The 19,394-nt window shown below is 73.2% G+C and carries 14 protein-coding genes; 9 read left to right on the top strand and 5 right to left on the bottom strand.

The window, feature by feature from the left end; all coding sequences use genetic code 11:
- Positions 1-57: 57 nt before the first annotated feature.
- The 4 genes from ACZ6EG_RS04520 to ACZ6EG_RS04505 all read left to right on the top strand — a co-directional run bounded on the left by ACZ6EG_RS04520 (position 58) and on the right by ACZ6EG_RS04505 (position 3,864).
- Complete coding sequence (locus tag ACZ6EG_RS04520) at positions 58-720, top strand: TetR/AcrR family transcriptional regulator (protein ID WP_391968101.1); 663 nt, start codon at positions 58-60, stop codon at positions 718-720.
- Between the two features lie 97 nt (positions 721-817).
- Positions 818-1,975 carry an acyl-CoA dehydrogenase family protein gene (locus tag ACZ6EG_RS04515; protein ID WP_356603641.1) on the top strand — a complete coding sequence of 386 codons (1,158 nt, stop codon included), beginning with the start codon at positions 818-820 and terminating at the stop codon, positions 1,973-1,975.
- A 31-nt stretch (positions 1,976-2,006) separates the two neighbouring features.
- Positions 2,007-2,879 carry an acyl-CoA thioesterase gene (locus ACZ6EG_RS04510; protein WP_391968100.1) on the top strand — a complete coding sequence of 291 codons (873 nt, stop codon included), beginning with the start codon at positions 2,007-2,009 and terminating at the stop codon, positions 2,877-2,879.
- Between the two features lie 4 nt (positions 2,880-2,883).
- Positions 2,884-3,864, top strand: coding sequence for a cation diffusion facilitator family transporter (locus ACZ6EG_RS04505; RefSeq protein ID WP_469601440.1), 981 nt, complete (start codon positions 2,884-2,886; stop codon positions 3,862-3,864).
- A 24-nt stretch (positions 3,865-3,888) separates the two neighbouring features.
- Here the strand turns inward: ACZ6EG_RS04505 and ACZ6EG_RS04500 are convergent, their stop codons facing one another.
- Together ACZ6EG_RS04500 and ACZ6EG_RS04495 are read right to left on the bottom strand one after the other, a co-directional pair.
- Positions 3,889-4,677: a phosphatase gene (locus ACZ6EG_RS04500; RefSeq protein ID WP_391968098.1), complete on the bottom strand. Its 789-nt coding sequence runs from the start codon at positions 4,675-4,677 to the stop codon at positions 3,889-3,891.
- Positions 4,678-4,759: 82 nt separating this feature from the next.
- Positions 4,760-6,448, bottom strand: coding sequence for a helix-turn-helix domain-containing protein (locus ACZ6EG_RS04495; RefSeq protein ID WP_391968097.1), 1,689 nt, complete (start codon positions 6,446-6,448; stop codon positions 4,760-4,762).
- A 185-nt stretch (positions 6,449-6,633) separates the two neighbouring features.
- On the opposite strand from ACZ6EG_RS04495, the gene ACZ6EG_RS04490 reads away from it, so the two are divergent.
- From ACZ6EG_RS04490 to ACZ6EG_RS04480, 3 genes are read left to right on the top strand one after another with little or no spacing between them, the layout of a single operon-like run.
- On the top strand, positions 6,634-8,109 hold the full coding sequence (locus ACZ6EG_RS04490; protein ID WP_391968096.1) for a sodium:solute symporter family protein: 1,476 nt from the start codon (positions 6,634-6,636) through the stop codon (positions 8,107-8,109).
- Between the two features lie 52 nt (positions 8,110-8,161).
- Entirely contained in the window at positions 8,162-9,133 is a 972-nt protein-coding gene (gene speB / locus ACZ6EG_RS04485; RefSeq protein ID WP_469601435.1) for an agmatinase, read from the top strand.
- A complete protein-coding gene (locus tag ACZ6EG_RS04480; protein WP_469601432.1) occupies positions 9,130-10,815 on the top strand; it encodes a thiamine pyrophosphate-binding protein in 1,686 nt (561 codons plus the stop codon). Before speB ends, ACZ6EG_RS04480 begins: the two co-directional genes overlap by 4 nt.
- 16 nt (positions 10,816-10,831) lie before the next feature.
- Here ACZ6EG_RS04480 and ACZ6EG_RS04475 read toward each other — a convergent pair whose 3' ends face one another.
- From ACZ6EG_RS04475 to ACZ6EG_RS04465, 3 genes are all read right to left on the bottom strand, one after another.
- Positions 10,832-11,665 (bottom strand): endonuclease I family protein, encoded by an 834-nt coding sequence (locus tag ACZ6EG_RS04475; RefSeq protein WP_469601429.1) that lies wholly within the window; start codon positions 11,663-11,665, stop codon positions 10,832-10,834.
- A 147-nt stretch (positions 11,666-11,812) separates the two neighbouring features.
- Entirely contained in the window at positions 11,813-13,963 is a 2,151-nt protein-coding gene (locus ACZ6EG_RS04470) for an ArnT family glycosyltransferase (RefSeq protein WP_469601426.1), read from the bottom strand.
- Positions 13,964-14,041: 78 nt separating this feature from the next.
- A complete protein-coding gene (locus tag ACZ6EG_RS04465; protein ID WP_391968091.1) occupies positions 14,042-14,407 on the bottom strand; it encodes a hypothetical protein in 366 nt (121 codons plus the stop codon).
- Positions 14,408-14,497: 90 nt separating this feature from the next.
- Between ACZ6EG_RS04465 and ACZ6EG_RS04460 the strand changes: the two genes are divergently transcribed.
- Complete coding sequence (locus tag ACZ6EG_RS04460; RefSeq protein WP_469601423.1) at positions 14,498-15,490, top strand: esterase-like activity of phytase family protein; 993 nt, start codon at positions 14,498-14,500, stop codon at positions 15,488-15,490.
- 113 nt (positions 15,491-15,603) lie between these two features.
- Positions 15,604-19,344: an ABC transporter ATP-binding protein gene (locus ACZ6EG_RS04455; protein WP_391968089.1), complete on the top strand. Its 3,741-nt coding sequence runs from the start codon at positions 15,604-15,606 to the stop codon at positions 19,342-19,344.
- The last annotated feature ends 50 nt before the right edge of the window (positions 19,345-19,394 follow it).

The raw sequence follows: 19,394 nt of genomic DNA, 5'->3' as shown, positions 1-19,394 counted from the left end.
TTAACGCATGTCCCCACAGGTTAACGACCGCTAACCTCCCTGTCTAGAATCGGCACCATGACCACCAGAACCGACGCCCCCACCCGCCGCGAGCAGATCCTCAAGGAGGCCGCCCGGCTCTTCGCCGAGCGCGGCTTCCACGGCGTCGGCGTCGACGAGATAGGCGCCGCGGTGGGGATCAGCGGCCCCGGTCTCTACCGGCACTTCGCCGGCAAGGACGCGATGCTCGCCGAGCTGCTGGTCGGGATCAGCGACTCGCTGCTGACCGGGGCGAAGCGGCGGCTGGCGGAGGCCGAGGGGGTGGCCGGCTCGGGGTCGGGCTCCGGGCCGGGGTCGGGGGCGGGCGCGGGTGCCGAGGCGGTCCTCGATTCGCTCATCGAGGGTCACATCGACTTCGCCCTCGACGACCGCCCGCTCATCACCCTGCACGACCGCGAGCTGGACCGCCTCCGGGACGCCGACCGCAAGATGGTGCGGCAGTTGCAGCGGCAGTACGTCGAGCTGTGGGTCGGGGTGGTGCGCGAGGTCTACCCGGCCGTCGCCGAGCCCGCCGCCCGCTCCGCCGTCCACTCGGTCTTCGGCCTCCTGAACTCCACCCCGCACCTCGGCCGCCCCGGCGCCCTCCCGGGCCGCGCGGCCACGGCGGCGCTGCTGCACCGGATGGCGCGGGGGGCGTTCGCGGCGGTGGGGGAAGGCTGGCGCCCGGGCGGCGGGGAGTGACGAGGGTTACCCGCCTCCCGCTCTGGACGCCTCTCCCTACCCGCCGGTACGGTGAAGTCTGAGCAAGCGCTTAGATACGTATCCTGGAGGTGGCGCTGTGCGCCGTACGGTGTTCAACGAGGACCACGAGGCGTTCCGGGAGACCATCCGCGCCTTCATCGAGGCCGAGGTCGTCCCCGTCTACGACGAGTGGTTCGCCGCCGGCCAGGCGCCGCGAGACTTCTACTACAAGCTCGGTGAGCTGGGCATCTTCGGCATCAACGTGCCGGAGGAGTTCGGCGGCGCGGGCATGGACAGTCACAAGTTCGAGGCCGTCCTCTACGAGGAGACCGCCCGGGCGGGCGTGCAGTTCGGCGGCTCCGGCGTGCATGTGCTGCTCGCGCTGCCCTACATCAACATGCTCGCCTCCGACGAGCAGAAGAAGCGTTTCCTGCCGAAGTTCGTCTCCGGCGAGGAGATGTGGGCCATCGCGATGACGGAGCCGGGCACCGGTTCCGACCTCGCGGGCATGAAGTCCACCGCGAAGCTCTCCGAGGACGGCAGCCACTACGTCCTCAACGGCGCCAAGACCTTCATCACCGGCGGTGTGCACGCCGACAAGGTGATCGTCTGCGCCCGCACCGCCGCCCCCACGGCCGAGGACCGCCGCCACGGCATCTCCCTGTTCGCCGTGGACACCAAGTCCGAGGGCTACTCGGTGGGCCGCAAGCTGGACAAGCTGGGCCTGCGCACCTCCGACACCGCCGAGCTGGCCTTCGTCGACGTCAAGGTCCCCGTCGAGGACCTGCTCGGCGAGGAGAACAAGGGCTTCTCCTACCTCGGCCACAACCTGGCCTCCGAGCGTTGGGGCATCGCCTTCGGCGCCTACGCCCAGGCCAAGGCCGCCGTCCGGTTCGCCAAGCAGTACGTGCAGGAGCGCACCGTCTTCGGCAAGCCGGTGGCCGCCTTCCAGAACACCAAGTTCGAGCTGGCCGCCTGCCAGGCCGAGGTGGACGCCGCCGAGGCCGTCGCCGACCGCGCGACCGAGGCCCTGGACGCCGGCGAGCTGACCCCCGCCGAGGCCGCCAGCGCCAAGCTGTTCTGCACCGAGGTCGCCCACCGCGTCATCGACCGCTGCCTCCAGCTGCACGGCGGCTACGGCTACATGAACGAGTACCCGATCGCCCGCCTGTACGCGGACAACCGCGTCAACCGCATCTACGGCGGCACCAGCGAGGTCATGAAGATGATCATCGCGAAGGACATGGGCCTGTAGAGGGTCCCCCGGAGCCACCGAACCACCGGACATGAGCGAAGCACTCCAGTCCCTCCTCGATCTGCTCGACCTCGAGCGGATCGAGGAGGACATCTACCGCGGCCGCTCCCGCTCCGCCGTCGTCCCCCGGGTCTTCGGCGGGCAGGTCGCCGCCCAGGCGCTGGTCGCCGCCGGGCGCACGGTCCCCGAGGACCGGCTCGCGCACTCCCTGCACGCGTACTTCCTGCGCCCCGGCGACCCCGGGGCCCCCATCGTCTACAACGTCGACCGCCTGCGCGACGGCCGCTCCTTCACCACCCGCCGCGTGGTCGCCGTCCAGCACGGCAAGCCGATCTTCGGCCTGTCGGCGTCCTTCCAGACGTACGAGGAGGGCCTGGACCACCAGGCCCCGATGCCGGCCGCGCCCGACCCGGCGACGCTGCCCACCGGCGAGGAGCGGCTGCGGAGCTACCCGCACCTGCCCGCCGACACCGTGGAGCGTTTCCTCCAGGCCCGGGCCGCGGTGGACCTGCGGTACGTCGACGACCCGCCCTTCGGCGCCTTCGGCACCCCCCGCGAGCCGCACTCCCAGGTGTGGTTCCGCACCAACGGCAAGCTCGCCGACGACCCCCTGCTGCACGTCGTCCTCGCCACGTACGTCTCCGACATGACCCTCCTCGACTCGGTGCTGCTCGCGCACGGCCGGGGCGGCTGGGCCGTCGGTGACGTCGTCGGGGCCTCACTGGACCACGCCATGTGGTTCCACCGGCCGTTCCGCGCCGACGAGTGGCTGCTCTACGACCAGGAGTCGCCGTCGGCCTCGGGCGGCCGGGGCCTCGGCCAGGCGCGCATCTACACGCAGGACGGGCGGCTCGCCCTCACGGTCATCCAGGAAGGCGTGGTGCGCGTCCCTCGGCAACACTGAGGGCATGGCGGAACCTGCGCGCGGGAGACGTGAGACGGACGGCGGCGAGAGCACCTTCACGGTGCTCGTCGCCGCCTTCGCCAATCTGGGCATCGCCATCGCCAAGGCGGTCGCCGGCGTGGTCAGCGGGTCCAGCGCGATGCTGTCGGAGGCCGCCCACTCGGTCGCCGACACCGTCACCGAGGTGCTACTGCTGACCTCGCTGAAGCGCAGCGTGCGCCCCGCCGACGAAAACCACCCCCTCGGCCACGGCCCCGAGCGCTACATCTGGGCGCTGCTCGCCGCCGTCGCCACCTTCGTCGGCGGTGCGGTCTTCGCCCTCTACGACGGCGTCCACACCCTCACCCACGGCGAGGAACCCGGCGACCCCCTGGTCGCCTACCTGGTCCTCGCCGTCGCCTTCCTCCTGGAGGGCTACTCCCTGCGCACCGGCCTCCGGCAGGCGCGCGGGGAGGCCCACCGCCACAAGGTGCCCTTCGGCCGCTATCTGCGCCGCACCCCGGACACCGCCGTCAAGGCCGTCGTCCTGGAGGACTCCGCCGCCCTGGCCGGGCTGCTGCTCGCCGCCGGGGGCCTGCTCGGCGGGCAGCTGACCGGCTCCGGCGTCTGGGACGGCGTCGCCTCCCTCTGCATCGGCGCCCTGCTGCTGTACGTCGCCTGGGTGCTGGGCCGCTCCAACGCCGAGTTCCTCATCGGCCGCCCGCTGCCCCGCACCGTCCGGGACCGGATCCGGGCGGAACTGCTGGCGGTGGAGCACATCGAGGCCGTACTGGAGCTGACCACCCTCCTCCAGGGCCCGCGGGAGGCGCTGGTCGCCGCCAAGGTCGACTTCCGGGACATGTCGACGGCGGCGCAGGTCGAGTGGGCGTGCGAGCGGGCCGAGCAGCGGCTGCGGGAGGAGTTCCCGGTGGTGCGCCGGGTCTACCTGGACCCGACGCCCGGCTTCGCGCAGCGCCGCTCCGAGGGGCTGAACCCCTGGCCGTGACGGCGGCCCGTACGAGCCACCGGCTCAGCTCAGTCCCGCCTCCGCCAGCAGGTAGGCCGTCATGGGGTCGTAGTGGCGCGGGCTGACCACGTGGTCGTCCAGCGGCACCGCCACCTGGAGGATGCCCTCGGACTCGGCCAGGAAGAGGGCCGGGTCGTTGCAGTCGGCGTAGCCCACGGAGTCGACGCCGTGCTGACCGGCGTACCCCGCCCAGCCGTGGTCGGCGACGACCAGGTCGGGCAGCGGGCGGCCCGCACGCTCCAGGCCGGTCAGGATCGCCCTCATCGGCTCACCCGAGTGGGTGTGCCACAGCGAGGCGCCGTGCTCCAGCACCGCCACGTCCGCGAACTGCTGGACGTACCCCTCCTCCGTCGTCAGCCCCTCGGGGATCACGACGATCTCGCAGCCGGCGGCGCGCAGCGCGTCGGCCGTCGCGCGGTGCACGTCGAGCAGGCCGCCCGGGTGGCCGGTCGCGAACAGGACGCGCTGCCCGCCGTCCGCCGCCTTGCGCAGCCGGCCGGCCATGCGCTCCAGCGCGGCCACCGTCAGCTCGGGGTCGATGGTGTCCTGCCCGAAGCGGTGCTCCGGGTCGTCGTTGACACCGACCCGCTCCGCCATCACCGCGAGCACGTCCTGCTCGTCCGTCCAGCGGTCGCCCAGCTCCAGACCGAGCCAGAAGTTGCGGTCGCCGTTCGCCAGCTTGCGGTAGTGGGAGAGGTTGTTCTCGCGGGGCGTGGCGACATCGCCCGCGATACGCGTCCTGACGAGGTGTTCGGCGAGTTCGGCGCGGCTGGGTGTCCCGGATATCGGCATGGCTCCATTGTGGGGCAGCCGACCGTCACGAGTCTCCGGCGTGGCGCTCGCTGGGACACGGGTCACCTCCCCGCCCCGCCGGTCACGTCCGGCGCAGCGCGAACCACAACTCCATGCGGACGTCCGGGTCGTCGAGGTCGGCGGCCAGCAGGGCCGCGCAGCGCGCGATGCGCTGCCGCACGGTGTTGCGGTGCACGGACAGGGCGACGGCGGTGCGGTCCCAGCTGCCGTGCAGCGACAGCCAGGCGCGCAGGGTCCCGGTGAGCGCCGGGACGGCCGCGATCGGCCCGAGCAGCGCCCGGGCGTGCGCCTCGGCCTCGCCGTCCGGCACGAGGTCGGCGAGCGCGGGCCGGTCGGCGTGCCGGACCAGCGGCACCCGCGTCGCCCGCGCCCGGGCCAGCGCACGCGCCGCCTGGGCGTCCGCGGCCGGCCACTCGCCCGGGGCGACGGGGGCACTGACGCCGAGCGTCCAGCCGGGCTGGGGGGCGGGAGTCTGCCGCGGGGCGGGGGCGGGGCCGGGGTTGGTGGCGGCCGGGTTCGGGTCGGCGGCGGCCCGGGGGGTGGGGGCCGTCCGAGGGGCCGGGGCGCCAGGGTCCCCGTCGGAGGTGGAGGCCGGGGGCCGGGGGGCGGGACTGGGTGCCGGTGGGGCCGGGACGAGTACCCGTACGACGTCCCCGGCGGGGTCGACCAGGGGCGAGCCGAGGGCCGCGCCCAGGGCGGAGGCGGAGATCGGGTCGGGTGTGCCGGTCGTCGGACGGGCGTGCACGACGTACCAGCGGGCGCAGTCCTCACCGTCCGCCGTACCCAGCAGCGGCGCGACCTCCTCCGGGCGGGCGCCCAGCAGCAGCCGCACCAGCGCCGAGGAACGGGCCGCGCCCGTGCCGCTCCGCTGCTCGCCGGTCAGGAGGGAGAGCAGCACGGCGGCGACCGACGCGATCGTGTGGTCCCCGGGCTCCCGCTGCGGGGCCGCTACCCCGAGGACGAAATCCTGCCCGGCGCCGAGGGCGTAGACGGCGAGCCGGGTGCCGGCGACCGTGTCCGTGGCGGTGGTGGAGGCGTGCCCGGTGACCACGCGGGCCAGCCCCGCCAGCGCCCGCCGCACCTCCCCCGCGGGCTCCCGCCCCGCCGCCGCGATCTCCGCCCCCTCCGGCCCGTACAGCACCGCCCGCCCGTCGAGCCGGCCGGCGAGCCTGCGCAGCACGGACGGCACCGGGTCCGGACGGGCGGCCGCCGCGGCCAGGGCCTGCTGGGCCTCGGAGACCCGGCGCAGCTCGGCCGTCCTGGCCCGGCCCATCAGCTGCCACACCGCACGGGCCACGCCCGAGAACGTCGTCCGCGGCGGCACCTCCACCAGCGGCAGCCCGTACCTCTCGCAGGCCGCGACCAGCTCCACCGGCACGGTGTCGTGCACCGGCGCCACCCCGAAGCCGAGCGCCGCGCCGCCCGCCGCGACGATCCGGGCCACGTAGTCGTCGAAGTACCCGGCCCCCGCGTCGCCCCCGGCCCCCGCCCCGTCCGCGGACCCCCCGTCGCGCCCGCCTCCCGCCCCCGGCGGGATGTGCACGCCCGCCGTCAGCAGCAGCTCACCGCCCAGCAGGTACGGGTAGGGGTCGGACATCTCCGAGGTGTGCGCCCCGTGGATCGTCACGTCCGCCGCCGGGGCGCCGGTGACCTGGCGCAGCCCCAGGTCCTCGCGGGCCAGCAGGGCGGCCAGCGGCACGGGAGGAGTGGGGGGCGTGGTGGGGCCGGAGGGAACGGCCGGTTCCGGCATGGTGGACCTTTCCTCCAGTCCAGCGGCGGCAGGTGGATGAAACGTACACTTCGCAGTCGCTTTTCAGCCACCTAGTGTCAACCTCGACCGGCGGCCGCGGGTACGGGCGGATGTCCCCGCGACCAGCCACCGGACACGTCCCACTGCACGACACGCCACCGAGAGTGCGCGAAGGAGGCCCCCTCATGGCCGTCGACTACATCGTGATCGTCGTCTATCTCGCCGGCATGCTGGCCATGGGCTGGTGGGGCATGCGCCGCGCCAAGTCGAAGAGCGAGTTCCTGGTGGCCGGGCGCCGCCTCGGACCCGCCATGTACTCCGGCACCATGGCGGCGATCGTCCTCGGCGGCGCGTCCACCATCGGCGGGGTCGGGCTCGGCTACCAGTACGGCCTGTCCGGCGCGTGGATGGTCGTCACCATCGGCCTCGGCATCCTCGCGCTGTCCGTCTTCTTCTCCGCCCGCATCGCCCGGCTGAAGGTCTACACCGTCTCCGAGATGCTCGACCTGCGCTACGGCGGCCGGGCGGGCATCATCTCCGGCGTCGTCATGTGGGCGTACACGCTGATGCTGGCCGTCACCTCCACCATCGCCTACGCCACGATCTTCGACGTCCTCTTCGACGTGAACCGCACCCTGGCGATCGTCCTGGGCGGCTCCATCGTCGTCGCGTACTCCACGCTGGGCGGCATGTGGTCCATCACGCTCACCGACATGGTGCAGTTCGTGGTGAAGACCATCGGCGTGCTGCTCCTGCTGCTGCCCATCGCGGTCGTCAAGGCCGGCGGCTTCGGCGAGATGAAGGCGCAGCTGCCGACCGAGTACTTCGACCCGCTGGGCATCGGCGGCGAGACCATCTTCACCTACGTGCTGATCTACACCTTCGGCATGCTCATCGGGCAGGACATCTGGCAGCGCGTCTTCACGGCGGGCAGCGACCGCACCGCCAAGTGGGGCGGCACCGTCGCCGGCACCTACTGCCTCGTCTACGCCGTCGCCGGCGCGATCATCGGCACGGCGGCCAAGGTCCTCTACCCGAAGCTCGCCAGCCCCGACGACGCCTTCGCCACCATCGTCAAGGACGAGCTGCCCATGGGCGTGCGCGGACTCGTCCTGGCCGCCGCCCTCGCCGCCGTGATGTCCACGTCCTCCGGCGCCCTCATCGCCTGCGCCACCGTCGCCAACAACGACATCTGGTCGCGGCTGCGCGGCGTCGTGCGCGGGACGCGGGGCGAGGCGGACGAGCCGCACGACGAGGTGAAGGGCAACCGCGCCTTCATCCTCGCGATGGGCGTCGCGGTGATCCTCATCTCGATCGCCCTCAACGACGTCGTCGAGGCACTCACCGTCGCCTACAACCTCCTCGTCGGCGGCCTCCTCGTCCCCATCCTCGGGGGTCTGCTGTGGAAGCGCGGCACCGCCCAGGGCGCCCTCGCCGCCGTCGCGGTCGGCGGCCTCGCCGTCGTCGGCCTGATGGCGGGCTACGGCATCCTCGCCAACGAGCCCGTCTACTACGGCCTCCTGGCCTCCCTCGCCGTCTACGTCGCCGTGTCCCTGGCGACCCGGCCCACCGACGAGGCGACCCTCACCGCCTGGCGCGAACGCCTCGCCGGCCGGGCCCCCGAACCCCAGTCCGAACCGGCGGTCCCGGCTCCCCAGTAGAGTCGGACGGCGGTAGTACATACGCGACGAAGCGTAAGAAGGAAGGCAGTACATGAGCAGCAACGTGACGCCCCGCGGCCCCGTCGACTCCTCCCGCGTCCCGCGGTACGCCGGACCCGCGACCTTCGCCCGGCTGCCCCGGCTGGACGAGGTCGGCACGGCCGACGTCGCCGTGGTGGGCGTGCCGTTCGACTCGGGCGTCTCGTACCGGCCCGGGGCCCGCTTCGGCGGCAACGCCATCCGCGAGGCCTCCCGCCTGCTGCGCCCGTACAACCCGGCGCAGGACGCCTCCCCCTTCGCCCTCGCCCAGGTCGCGGACGGCGGCGACATAGCCGTGAACCCGTTCAACATCAACGAGGCCGTGGAGACCGTCGAGGCCGCCGCCGACGACCTCCTCGGCACCGGCGCCCGCCTGATGACCCTCGGCGGCGACCACACCATCGCCCTCCCGCTGCTCCGCTCGGTCGCCAAGAAGCACGGCCCGGTCGCCCTGCTGCACTTCGACGCCCACCTGGACACCTGGGACACGTACTTCGGCGCGGAGTACACCCACGGCACCCCGTTCCGCCGCGCCGTCGAGGAGGGCATCCTCGACACCTCCGCCCTCTCCCACGTCGGCACCCGCGGCCCGCTGTACGGCAAGCAGGACCTCACCGACGACGAGAAGATGGGCTTCGGCATCGTCACCTCCGCGGACGTCTACCGCCGGGGCGCCGACGAGGTCGCCGACCAGCTGCGCCAGCGCATCGGCGACCGCCCGCTGTACATCTCCATCGACATCGACTGCCTGGACCCCGCCCACGCGCCCGGCACCGGCACCCCCGAGGCCGGCGGCATGACCTCCCGCGAGCTGCTGGAGATCCTGCGCGGCCTGGCATCCTGCAACCTGGTGTCGGCCGACGTCGTCGAGGTCGCCCCGGCCTACGACCACGCCGAGATCACCTCCGTCGCGGCCTCGCACACCGCGTACGAACTGACCACGATCATGTCCCGCCAGATCGCCCAGGAGAAGGCAGCGCAGTGACCCACGACCACGACCTGGTACTCCGTCCGACCGCCGCCCAGACGGAGGCCGCGCTGAATCCTCCCGGCGGCCGCAACGGCGGAGACCTGGTCGTGGAGACCCTGGCCGGGCTCGGCGCGACCACCGTCTTCGGCCTGCCCGGCCAGCACGCCCTCGGCATGTTCGACGCGCTGCGCCGCTCGGACCTGCGCTACATCGGCCTGCGGGTGGAGAACAACGCCGGTTTCGCGGCGGACGCCTACGGCCGGATCACCGGCGAGGCGGCCCCGCTGCTGCTGTCCACCGGGCCCGGCGCGCTCACCTCGCTGGCCGCGCTCCAGGAGGCGCGGGCGGCCTCCGCGCCCGTCCTGGCGATCAGCAGCCAGATCCCCACGGCGGGTCTGGGCGGGGGCCGCCACGGCTACCTGCACGAGCTCCCCGACCAGTCGGCGTCCTTCCGGGGCGTGGTGAAGTCCGTCCACACGGTCCGCACCCAGTCGCAGATCCCGTCGGCGATCGCGGAGGCGTGGACGTCCGCGCTGACCGTCCCGCACGGCCCGGTGTGGGTGGAGATCCCGCAGGACGTCCTCCTGGCCGAGACGCCGATCCCGGTCGTGACCGGCGGCGACACCTTCCCCGAGGAACTGCCCCCGCGCCCCGAACTGACGGCGGTCGCGGCCGACCTGCTCTCCCGCGCCGAGCGCCCCGCGATCATCGCGGGCGGGGGAGTGGTCCGGGCGGACGCCTCGAAGAAGCTCCGGCAGCTCGCGGAACGCCTCCAGGCCCCCGTCGTCACCACCTTCGGCGGCAAGGGCGCCTTCCCCTGGACGCACCCCCTGTCTCTCCAGTCCTGGCTGGAGGACCGCCACACGACCGACTTCCTGGAGGACGCGGACGTCCTGCTCGTCGTCGGGTCGGGCCTCGGCGAACTCTCCTCGAACTACCACACGTTCACGCCCCGCGGCCGGGTGATCCAGATCGAGGCCGACCTCGGCAAACTGGAGTCCAACCACCCGGCCCTCGGCATCCACGCCGACGCCCGCCTCGCCCTCCAGGCGCTGCTGGAGACGGTGGAGGAGCGCACCGACCCGGTCGCCCCGGAGCGCGTGAGGGACGTCCTGGACCGGGTCCGCGAACGCATCGCCGCCCAGGAACTCACCCTGGAGCAGGACGTCCTGGCGGCCGTCCGGGCAGCCCTGCCGTCCGGCGCGCCGTCCTTCTGGGACATGACCATCCTCGCCTACTGGGCGTGGTCCGCCTTCGACGCCGGGGCGCCCAACACCATGCACTCGGCGCAGGGCGCGGGCGGCCTCGGCTACGGCTTCCCGGCGGCACTGGGCGCCGCCGCGGCCGACCCCACCCGTCCGGTGCTGGCGGTCTCCGGCGACGGAGGCGCCCTGTACTCCATCGCCGAACTGGCCACCGCCCGCCAGTACGACCTGAACGTCACCTGGCTGATCGTCGACGACGGGGGCTACGGCATCCTGCGCGAGTACATGACCGACGCCTTCGGTCAGCCCACGGCGACGGAGCTGACCCGGCCCGACTACGTGGCCCTGGCGGAGTCGTTCGGCGTGCCGGGCGTACGCACGTCCGCGCGGACCCTGGAGGCGGACCTCGCGAAGGCGCTGGCCTCACCGGGGCCGTCGGTGGTCGTCCTCCCGGCCGTGCTGCGGATGTTCGCGCCGACGCACCTGGACTGAGCGCGGCCCGGGGGGCTCACCAGATCGCCTCCACCCACTCCGGGTGGTCGATGAACGGGTTGCGGTTGTGCTGGTAGGAGTCGTGGATGACCTGGTTGCGGCGCTCCTCGAAGGCGTCCGGCGGGTCCTGGTCGTTCCACTCCTTCAGCACGTCGAGCCTGCCCATGTACGGGTCGCTGCCGTTGTCGACGCTGCCGTTGACCTCCAGGTCGGCGAAGCCCTCGCCGCCCTCGTAGCGCACCGCCATGTAGAAGATCATGCGGGCCACGTCGCCCTTGACGGCGTCGCGGGGCTCGAAGGAGTCGGCGTCGGTGAGGCTGCCGCCGGCGTCCGTGAAGCCGCTGCCGCCGTTGTCGAAGTCCTTGTTGTCCCGCACGCTGTTGACCCGGACGTCCTCGGGGCGCAGGTGGTGCAGGTCGGTGCCGGGGCCGGTCGAGGTCCCGAAGTCGCCGTGGGACTTGGCCCACACGTGCTCGCGGTTCCAGTCGCCGGTGTCGCCGCCGTTCAGCGACTTGGCGCGGGAGATGCCGGAGTAGAGCAGGATCACCTTGCCGCTGTCGGCCGGGTCCTGGTCGGTGACCTTCAGCGCGTCCCAGACCGCCGCGTACGAGAGCTTCGTCTGGTCGCTGATGATGGTGTGGAGTGCGGACTCGAGGGCGCTGCCCGTCTTGCCGGCCGCGTCCTCGTAGTACGCCGGGTCGTAGTCCGCGGTGGCGGCCGCGGTTGCGGGCGGGTTCGTGGCGGAGGCCGTGGCCGGGGTCGCGGCCAGGGACGGGGCGGCGAGGCCGGCGAGGACGGCGGCCGTGGCGAGGGCGACCGCTTTCCGGCGCCGTGTGCGTATCGCGAGCATGGGGGTGTCCGATCTACGCGGGTGGAGTGGAGCGGTGGGACGAGCGTGGCATGGACATGTTGGAGGCCGGGTGGACGGTGCGTGGCGATTGCGTGACGAGGGCCCCGGCCGTCACGGCCGGGGCCCGACATGCGTCTCTCGCGTGCGTCAGCTCAGGTCCGACGGGTCCACGCGGTAGAGGCCCGACGTGTTCCCGGCCGAGGACGTCGAGCCGTACTCGCTCGCCTCTACGGCCGTACCGTGCTCCTGCACCCACTCGGTCACTTCGGAGCTGATCCCGGAGCCGCCGCCCGTACCGCCGCCCATGCCCTGGCCGCCGACCTGGACGTAGTGCAACTCGCCCTTCCCCACCAGGTCCTTGAGGCGGTCGAGGGTCATCGCCCGGTCGCTGCCGGACCAGCCCCACATCGAGATGACCGGCTCGCCGCTGCCGAGGATGAGCTGCGCGGCGCTCTGCGAACCGGACACCGCGAGGAGCCACTTGGCGCCGTCCCGGTGCTTCTTCAGGTAGGCGACCAGCTCGGCGCTCGCGCCGCCCGTGCCGCCGCCCATGCCGCCTTCGCCGGGACCGTTGGCACCCGTACCCGAGCCGTCGCCGGTGGTCGGGGCGCCACCCTGCGGGGGTGTGCCGTTCGGGGGTGCGGCGTCGGCCGCGTCGGTGCCGTCGGGTGCCTGGCCGCTGCCCGGGAGGGAGCCGTCGGCCGAGCCGTTCCGGCCGTCCCGCCGCTGCCCGCCCGCCCCCTCGCCGCCTCCGCCGGGGAAGGCGCCCGCACGGCCGCCCCCTCCGCCCGCGCCGCCCGTGCCGCCGCCCGTCGACGGGCCCGCGGTCGGGTTGGTGCCGCCCATGCCGCCGCCCGAGCCGGCCGGTACCGACCAGGCGTACGCCGCCGGGCCGGCGACCCCGGCGACGACCGCCGCGGCCACGGACACCGCCAGCAGCCGTAGCCGGCGCCCCGAACGGGAGACCAGCAGCCCCGCGATCGCCAGCGCCATGACCACCGCGATCGTCGGCCACAGCCAGGTGTTCCAGCCGGAGGCGCGGCGCAGCAGTACGACGGCCCAGACGCCGGTGACACCGAGGGCGAGGGGCAGGACCCACGCCCACCGCCGGTCGGTCCGCAAGGCGCGCAGCAGCATGGCACCGCCACCCCCGCACAGCGCCGCGATGCCCGGTGCGAGCGCCGTCGTGTAGTACGGGTGCATGGTGCCCTCGGCCAGGGCGAAGGTCAGGTAGTGCAGAACCGTCCAGCCGCCCCACAGCACCAGCGCGGCGCGGGTGAGGTCGGTGCGGGGGGCCCGGCCGCACAGCGCCAGGCCGCCGACGAGTGCGACACCGGCGAAGGGGAGCAGCCAGGAGATCTGGCCGCCGAGGACGTCGTTGAACATCCGTCCGATGCCCGCGGCGCCCGAGAAGCCGCCGCCTCCGCCGCCTCCTCCACCGCCCATGTTGCCGTCACCGCCGAGGATCCGGCCGAGCCCGTTGTAGCCCGTGATCAGGTCCCAGGCCGTGCCGTCCGTCGAACCGCCGATGTACGGCCGCTCGGAGACGGGCACCAGGGACACCGCCGCCGCCCACCAGAAACTGGAGACGGCCAGGGCGACCGCCGCGAGGAGCAGGTTCCTGATCCGCTTCGTCCAGCCGAGGTCCGTCGCGTACAGGTACACGACGAAGACCGCCGGCAGCGCGATGTAGCCCTGGAGCATCTTCGTGTGGAACGCGAACCCGAAGCAGGCCGCCGCGCCCAGCAGGGGCAGCAGCCGTCCGCCGCGGACCGCGCGCAGACCGAGGGCCGCCCCGCCCACCATCAGGAACACCAGCAGCGTGTCCGGGTTGTTGTCCCGGTTGATGGCGACCGTGATCGGGGTCAGCGCCAGCACCAGCGCGGCGACCGCCGCCGCACCGTGGCCCCACACCCGCCGCACACAGGTGTGGAGGATCCAGATCGTCGCCAGCGCGGCCAGGATCAGCGGCAGCATCATCTGCCAGGTCCCGTACCCGAACAGGCGGCAGGACAGCCCCATGACCATCAGGGCGAAGGGCGGCTTGTCCACGGTCAGGAAGTTCCCCGCGTCCAGCGAACCGAAGAACCACGCCTTCCAGCTCTCGGTGCCGCTGAGCACGGCGGCGCTGTAGAAGCTGTTCAGGCCGGATGCGGACAGGTTCCAGGAGTACAGCCCCGCCGCGAGGGCGAGGATCACCGACAGGGCCGGCAGGGACCAGCGCGGTGCGCGGCGAGCGGGGGTCGGTACGGGCGGCGGCTCGTGGGCCGCGTGCGGGGCAGCGGTGGCAGATGTCACCACGCCACCGTGTCCACCGGCGTTGGGCGCGGGCTGTGGCCGGCCTGGGGGTGAGCTGTGGATACCGCCGTCCCACGCTCAGAAGAGGCCGGGGAAGGACTTCCTCATCTCGGCCACCTGGGCGCGGTGACCGTCCGTGAACTCCGCCTGCTGCTCCTCGTTGATCCCGGTGTCGAGCGCGGTGAAGGACGGCAGCAGGCCGGGAACGGCGGCGAACAGCTCACCCGCGGCCTCCGCGTGTCGCCCTCTGTGGTGGGCGGCCAGCAGGTCGGTGAAGGGGTTGGTCCTCAGCCGGCGGACGCGCATGAGCGGGCTGTCCTTCCCGCCGAACTCGTCCCCCTCGCCGGGCCTGCTGCCTTCCGCCCCGCCGAGGTACTTCAGCATCCGCAACGTCGCGTACAGCCGGCCGGCCCGCTTGTGTGCGCTCTCCCGCTCTTCTGCCATGGCTCATTACTTGCCATGGCACCTCCCTCGAACCCTGCTCTTCAGGAATCGGCCGACTTCCGGCCATCCCGGCGCCCTAACGTGACGCCCATGCGTCCGAGAACCCTCCGCACCGCCCTCGCCACCCTCACCGCGAGCCTCGCGGCGGCCGGCTGTCTGACCGCCGCCGCACCGGCCACCGCGGCGCGGGAACGGCCGCCGGGGAACGCCTGCTCACCCGCCGTCTCCCTCACCGGCTACGCGGACACCCTGGACAAGACCACGCACGACGGCGCCTACGTCGGCAACCTGTCCGCCCTGGCCGGGGACCGGCGCGGTGCCGTCGCCGCCCTCTCCGACAGGTCCTCCCTGTTCCGGCTGGACGCGCGCACCCTGGAGCCGCGGGACGTGACCCCGCTCGCCGACGAGAACGGGGCCGCGCTCGACTCCGAGGGACTCGTCGTCGACCGCGACGGCACCTACCTCGTCTCCTCCGAGACCGAGCCGTCCGTACGGCGCCACTCCCGCACCGGCGAGATCCTCGGCCGTCTCCCCGTGCCGGACGGCCTGCGGACCGCCCCGGCGGGCGGCGCGCGGGCCAACGGCAGCTTCGAAGGGCTGACGCTCCTCCCCGGCGGACGGACCCTGCTCGCCTCCATGGAGTACCCGCTCGCCGGCGATCCCGCCGACCTGGTCCGCTTCCAGACCTGGCAGCGGACGGGGCGCGGCGACTTCCGGCTCGGCGCCCCGTACACGTACCGCACCGACACCGGCCTCGGCGTCTCCGAGACCACCGCGACCCCGGACGGGCGCCTGCTCGTCCTCGAACGCGGCTTCACCGCCGGCGTCGGCAACACCGTCCGCCTCTACCTGGCCGAGCCGCGCGGCACGACCCTCGGCAAGACCCTCCTCGCCGACCTGGTCCACTGCCCGTCCCTCGGCGCCACCGCCCGGCAGCCCCAGCCCAACCCGCTCCTCGACAACTTCGAGGGGATGACCGTCACCGGTCGGACGGGGAGCCGCCTGGACGTCCTGATCGTCAGCGACGACAACCAGAGCGCCGCACAGACCACCCGCTTCCTCAGGCTCCGGGTCCGGGTCTGAATGGTGCGGCGGGATGCAATCCCCTCTGTCGCGGCGGGATGAAATCCCCGCTCGCCCGCGTTGGTGCCTTCCGGTAGATCAGGTGAGCAGGACGACCGACCGGAGGGCACGGCGTGGACGCGCAACGGGGATGGGCACGACGACTGGCGGCGTACGCCTGGCGCTATCCCAAGGACGTCGTCCTCGCCCTCGGCGCCTCGCTGGGCGGCATGGCCGTCATGGCCCTGGTGCCCCTGATCACCAAGGTGATCATCGACGACGTGATCGGCGACAAGTCCAGGGACATGGCCCTCTGGGCGGGTCTCCTGATCGGCGCCGCGGTCGTCGTCTACGTCCTCACCTACATCCGCCGCTACTACGGCGGCCGGCTCGCCCTCGACGTCCAGCACGACCTGCGCACCGACATGTACGGGACGATCACCCGGCTGGACGGGCGGCGGCAGGACGAACTGTCCACGGGGCAGGTGGTCGGGCGGGCGACCAGCGACCTCCAGCTGATCCAGAGCCTGCTGTTCATGCTCCCGATGACCATCGGGAACGTCCTGCTCTTCCTGATCTCCCTGGTCATCATGGCGTGGCTGTCCCCGCCGCTCACGCTCGTCGCCCTCGCCGTGGCCCCGGCGCTGTGGTTCATCGCCCGCCGCAGCCGCACCCGCCTGCACCCCGCCACCTGGTACGCCCAGGCGCAGGCCGCCGCGGTCGCGGGCGTGGTCGACGGTTCGGTCAGCGGCGTCCGCGTGGTGAAGGGCTTCGGGCAGGAGGAACAGGAGACCGGAAAGATCAGGGAGGTCGGACGCAGACTCTTCGCGGGGCGGCTGCGGACGATCCGGCTGAACGCCACCTACACCCCCGCCCTGCAGGCCGTCCCCGCCCTCGGGCAGGTCGCCATGCTCGCCCTCGGCGGCTGGCTGGCCGTCCGCGGACACATCACACTCGGCACCTTCGTCGCCTTCTCCACCTACCTCGCCCAGCTCGTCGGCCCGGTCCGCATGCTGGCCATGGTCCTCACCGTCGGCCAGCAGGCCCGCGCCGGCACCGAACGCGTCCTGGAGCTGATCGACACCGAGCCCTCGATCGAGGACGGCACCCGGGACCTGCCCGCCGACGCGCCGGCGACCGTCGAGTTCGACGACGTGTCCTTCGGCTACGCGGCGGCCACCGGGGAGGACACCCCCGTCCTCGACGGCCTCTCCTTCGAGATCCGGCCCGGTGAGACGCTCGCCGTCGTCGGCTCCTCCGGTTCCGGCAAGTCCACGGTCTCCCTGCTCCTGCCACGCTTCTACGACGTGAGCCGCGGCGCCGTCCTCGTCGGCGGGCACGACGTGCGCGAGCTGACCCTCGACTCGCTGCGGGCCGCCATCGGGCTCGTGCCCGAGGACTCCTTCCTCTTCTCGGACACCGTGCGCGCCAACATCGCGTACGGCCGCCCGGACGCCACCGACGAGGAGATCGAGGCCGCCGCCCGGGCCGCGCAGGCCCACGGATTCATCACCGACCTGCCCGACGGCTACGGCACCACCGTCGGCGAACACGGCCTGACCCTCTCGGGCGGCCAGCGCCAGCGCGTCGCGCTCGCCCGCGCGATCCTCACCGACCCCCGGCTGCTGGTCCTCGACGACGCCACCTCCGCTGTGGACGCCCGCGTCGAGCACGAGATCCACGAGGCGCTCAAGGAGGTCATGCGGGGCCGCACCACGCTCCTCATCGCCCACCGCCGCTCCACTCTCGGCCTCGCCGACCGCATCGCCGTCCTCGACCGCGGCCGTCTCGCCGACCTCGGCACCCACGAGGAACTCCAGGAGCGCTCCGCCCTCTACCGGCGCCTGCTGACCGACCCCGACGAGCTGGGCGGGGTGTCGCCGGGGCACGCCCGGCCCGCGGCACCCGCCGAGGACACGTCGGTACGGGAGGAGCTGGACGCCGAGTTCGACGCCGAGCGCGGGGTCACCCCACGGCTGTGGACCGGCGACCGCACGCCGAAGGACACCGCCCTCGCGGGCACCCCGGCCACCCCGGAGCTGCTCGCCCAGGTCGACGCGCTGCCCCCGGCCGACGGCACTCCCGACATCGACGAGGCGCGGGCCGTGCAGCCGGAGGAGTCGTACGGCCTGCGCCGCCTGCTGCGCGGTTTCCGCACCCCGCTGCTGATCAGCCTCGCCCTGGTCGCCGTGGACGCCGGCATGGGGCTGCTGCTGCCGGTGCTGATCCGGCACGGCATCGACGAGGGCGTCACGCAGGCCGCCCTCGGCGCGGTCTGGGCGGTCTCGCTGCTGGGGCTGCTCGCCGTGTTCGCCCAGTGGACCGCGCAGACCGGCGAGATCAGGATGACCGGCCGGACGGGGGAGCGGATCCTGTACTCGCTCCGGCTGAAGATCTTCGCCCAGCTCCAGCGGCTCGGCCTCGACTACTACGAACGGGAGCTGACCGGGCGGATCATGACCCGCATGACCACGGACGTCGACGCGCTGTCGACGTTCCTGCAGACGGGACTCGTCACCGCCTTCGTCTCGATCGTCACCTTCTTCGGCATCATGGTCGCCCTGCTGGTGATCGACGTGCAGCTGGCGTTCGTCGTGTTCGCGACGCTGCCGCCCCTGATCATCGCCACCTACTTCTTCCGCAAGGCCAGCGTGAAGGCGTACGAGCTGGCCCGCGAGCGGGTGTCCACGGTCAACGCCGACCTCCAGGAGTCGGTGGCGGGGCTGCGGATCGTGCAGGCCTTCCGGCGCGAGCACGACGGCGGACGACGCTTCGCCGAGCGCAGCGACAGCTACCGGCAGGCCCGCATCAGGGGCCAGTGGCTGATCTCGATCTACTTCCCGTTCGTGCAGCTGCTGTCCTCGGCCGCCGTCGTCGCCGTGCTGGTCGTCGGCGGCGGACGGATCGACACGGCGACGCTGTCGACCGGTGCGCTGGTGGCGTACCTGCTGTACATCGACCTGTTCTTCGCCCCCGTCCAGCAGCTCTCCCAGGTCTTCGACGGCTACCAGCAGGCGTCCGTCTCCCTCGGCCGCATCCAGGAACTGCTGCGGGAGCCGACCTCCACCCGGGCGCCCGAGAAGCCGTCGGACGTCACGTCGCTGCGCGGGGAGATCGCCTTCGAGGACGTGCACTTCTCGTACGGCGGTGCCGACGGGGCCGAGGCGGCGCTCACCGGCGTCGACCTGCGCATCCCCGCCGGACAGACCGTCGCGTTCGTCGGCGAGACCGGCGCGGGCAAGTCGACGCTGGTCAAGCTGGTGGCCCGGTTCTACGACCCCACGGGCGGGCGGGTCACCGTCGACGGCCGGGACCTGCGCGACCTCGACCTCACCGCCTACCGGCACCGGCTCGGCGTCGTCCCGCAGGAGGCGTACCTCTTCCCCGGCACCGTGCGGGACGCCATCGCCTACGGCCGCCAGGACGCCACCGACGCCGAGGTGGAGGCCGCGGCGCGGGCGGTGGGCGCGCACGAGATGATCGCCGGGCTCCAGGGCGGATACCTCCACGAGGTCGCCGAGCGGGGCCGCAACCTCTCCGCCGGGCAGCGGCAGCTGATCGCGCTGGCCCGCGCCGAACTGGTCGATCCCGACGTCCTGCTCCTCGACGAGGCGACGGCCGCCCTGGACCTGGCCACGGAGGCACAGGTCAACCAGGCCACCGACCGCATCGCGGGCCGGCGTACGACGCTCGTCGTCGCCCACCGGCTGACCACGGCCGCCCGCGCGGACCGGGTCGTCGTCATGGACGCCGGGCGGGTCGCCGAGGACGGCACCCACGACGAACTGCTGGCGCTCGGCGGACGGTACGCGCGACTGTGGCGGACCTTCGTCGGAGCGGCCGAACCCGAGGAGCCGGTCGGCGCGCGGCGCTGACACCCGCGCAACCATTCGACAGGCGGCGAGCGTCCGTACACCCGTACGTC

This window comes from Streptomyces sp. NPDC041968 (assembly GCF_055589025.1).
This window is presented reverse-complemented; position numbering and strand designations above follow the sequence as displayed.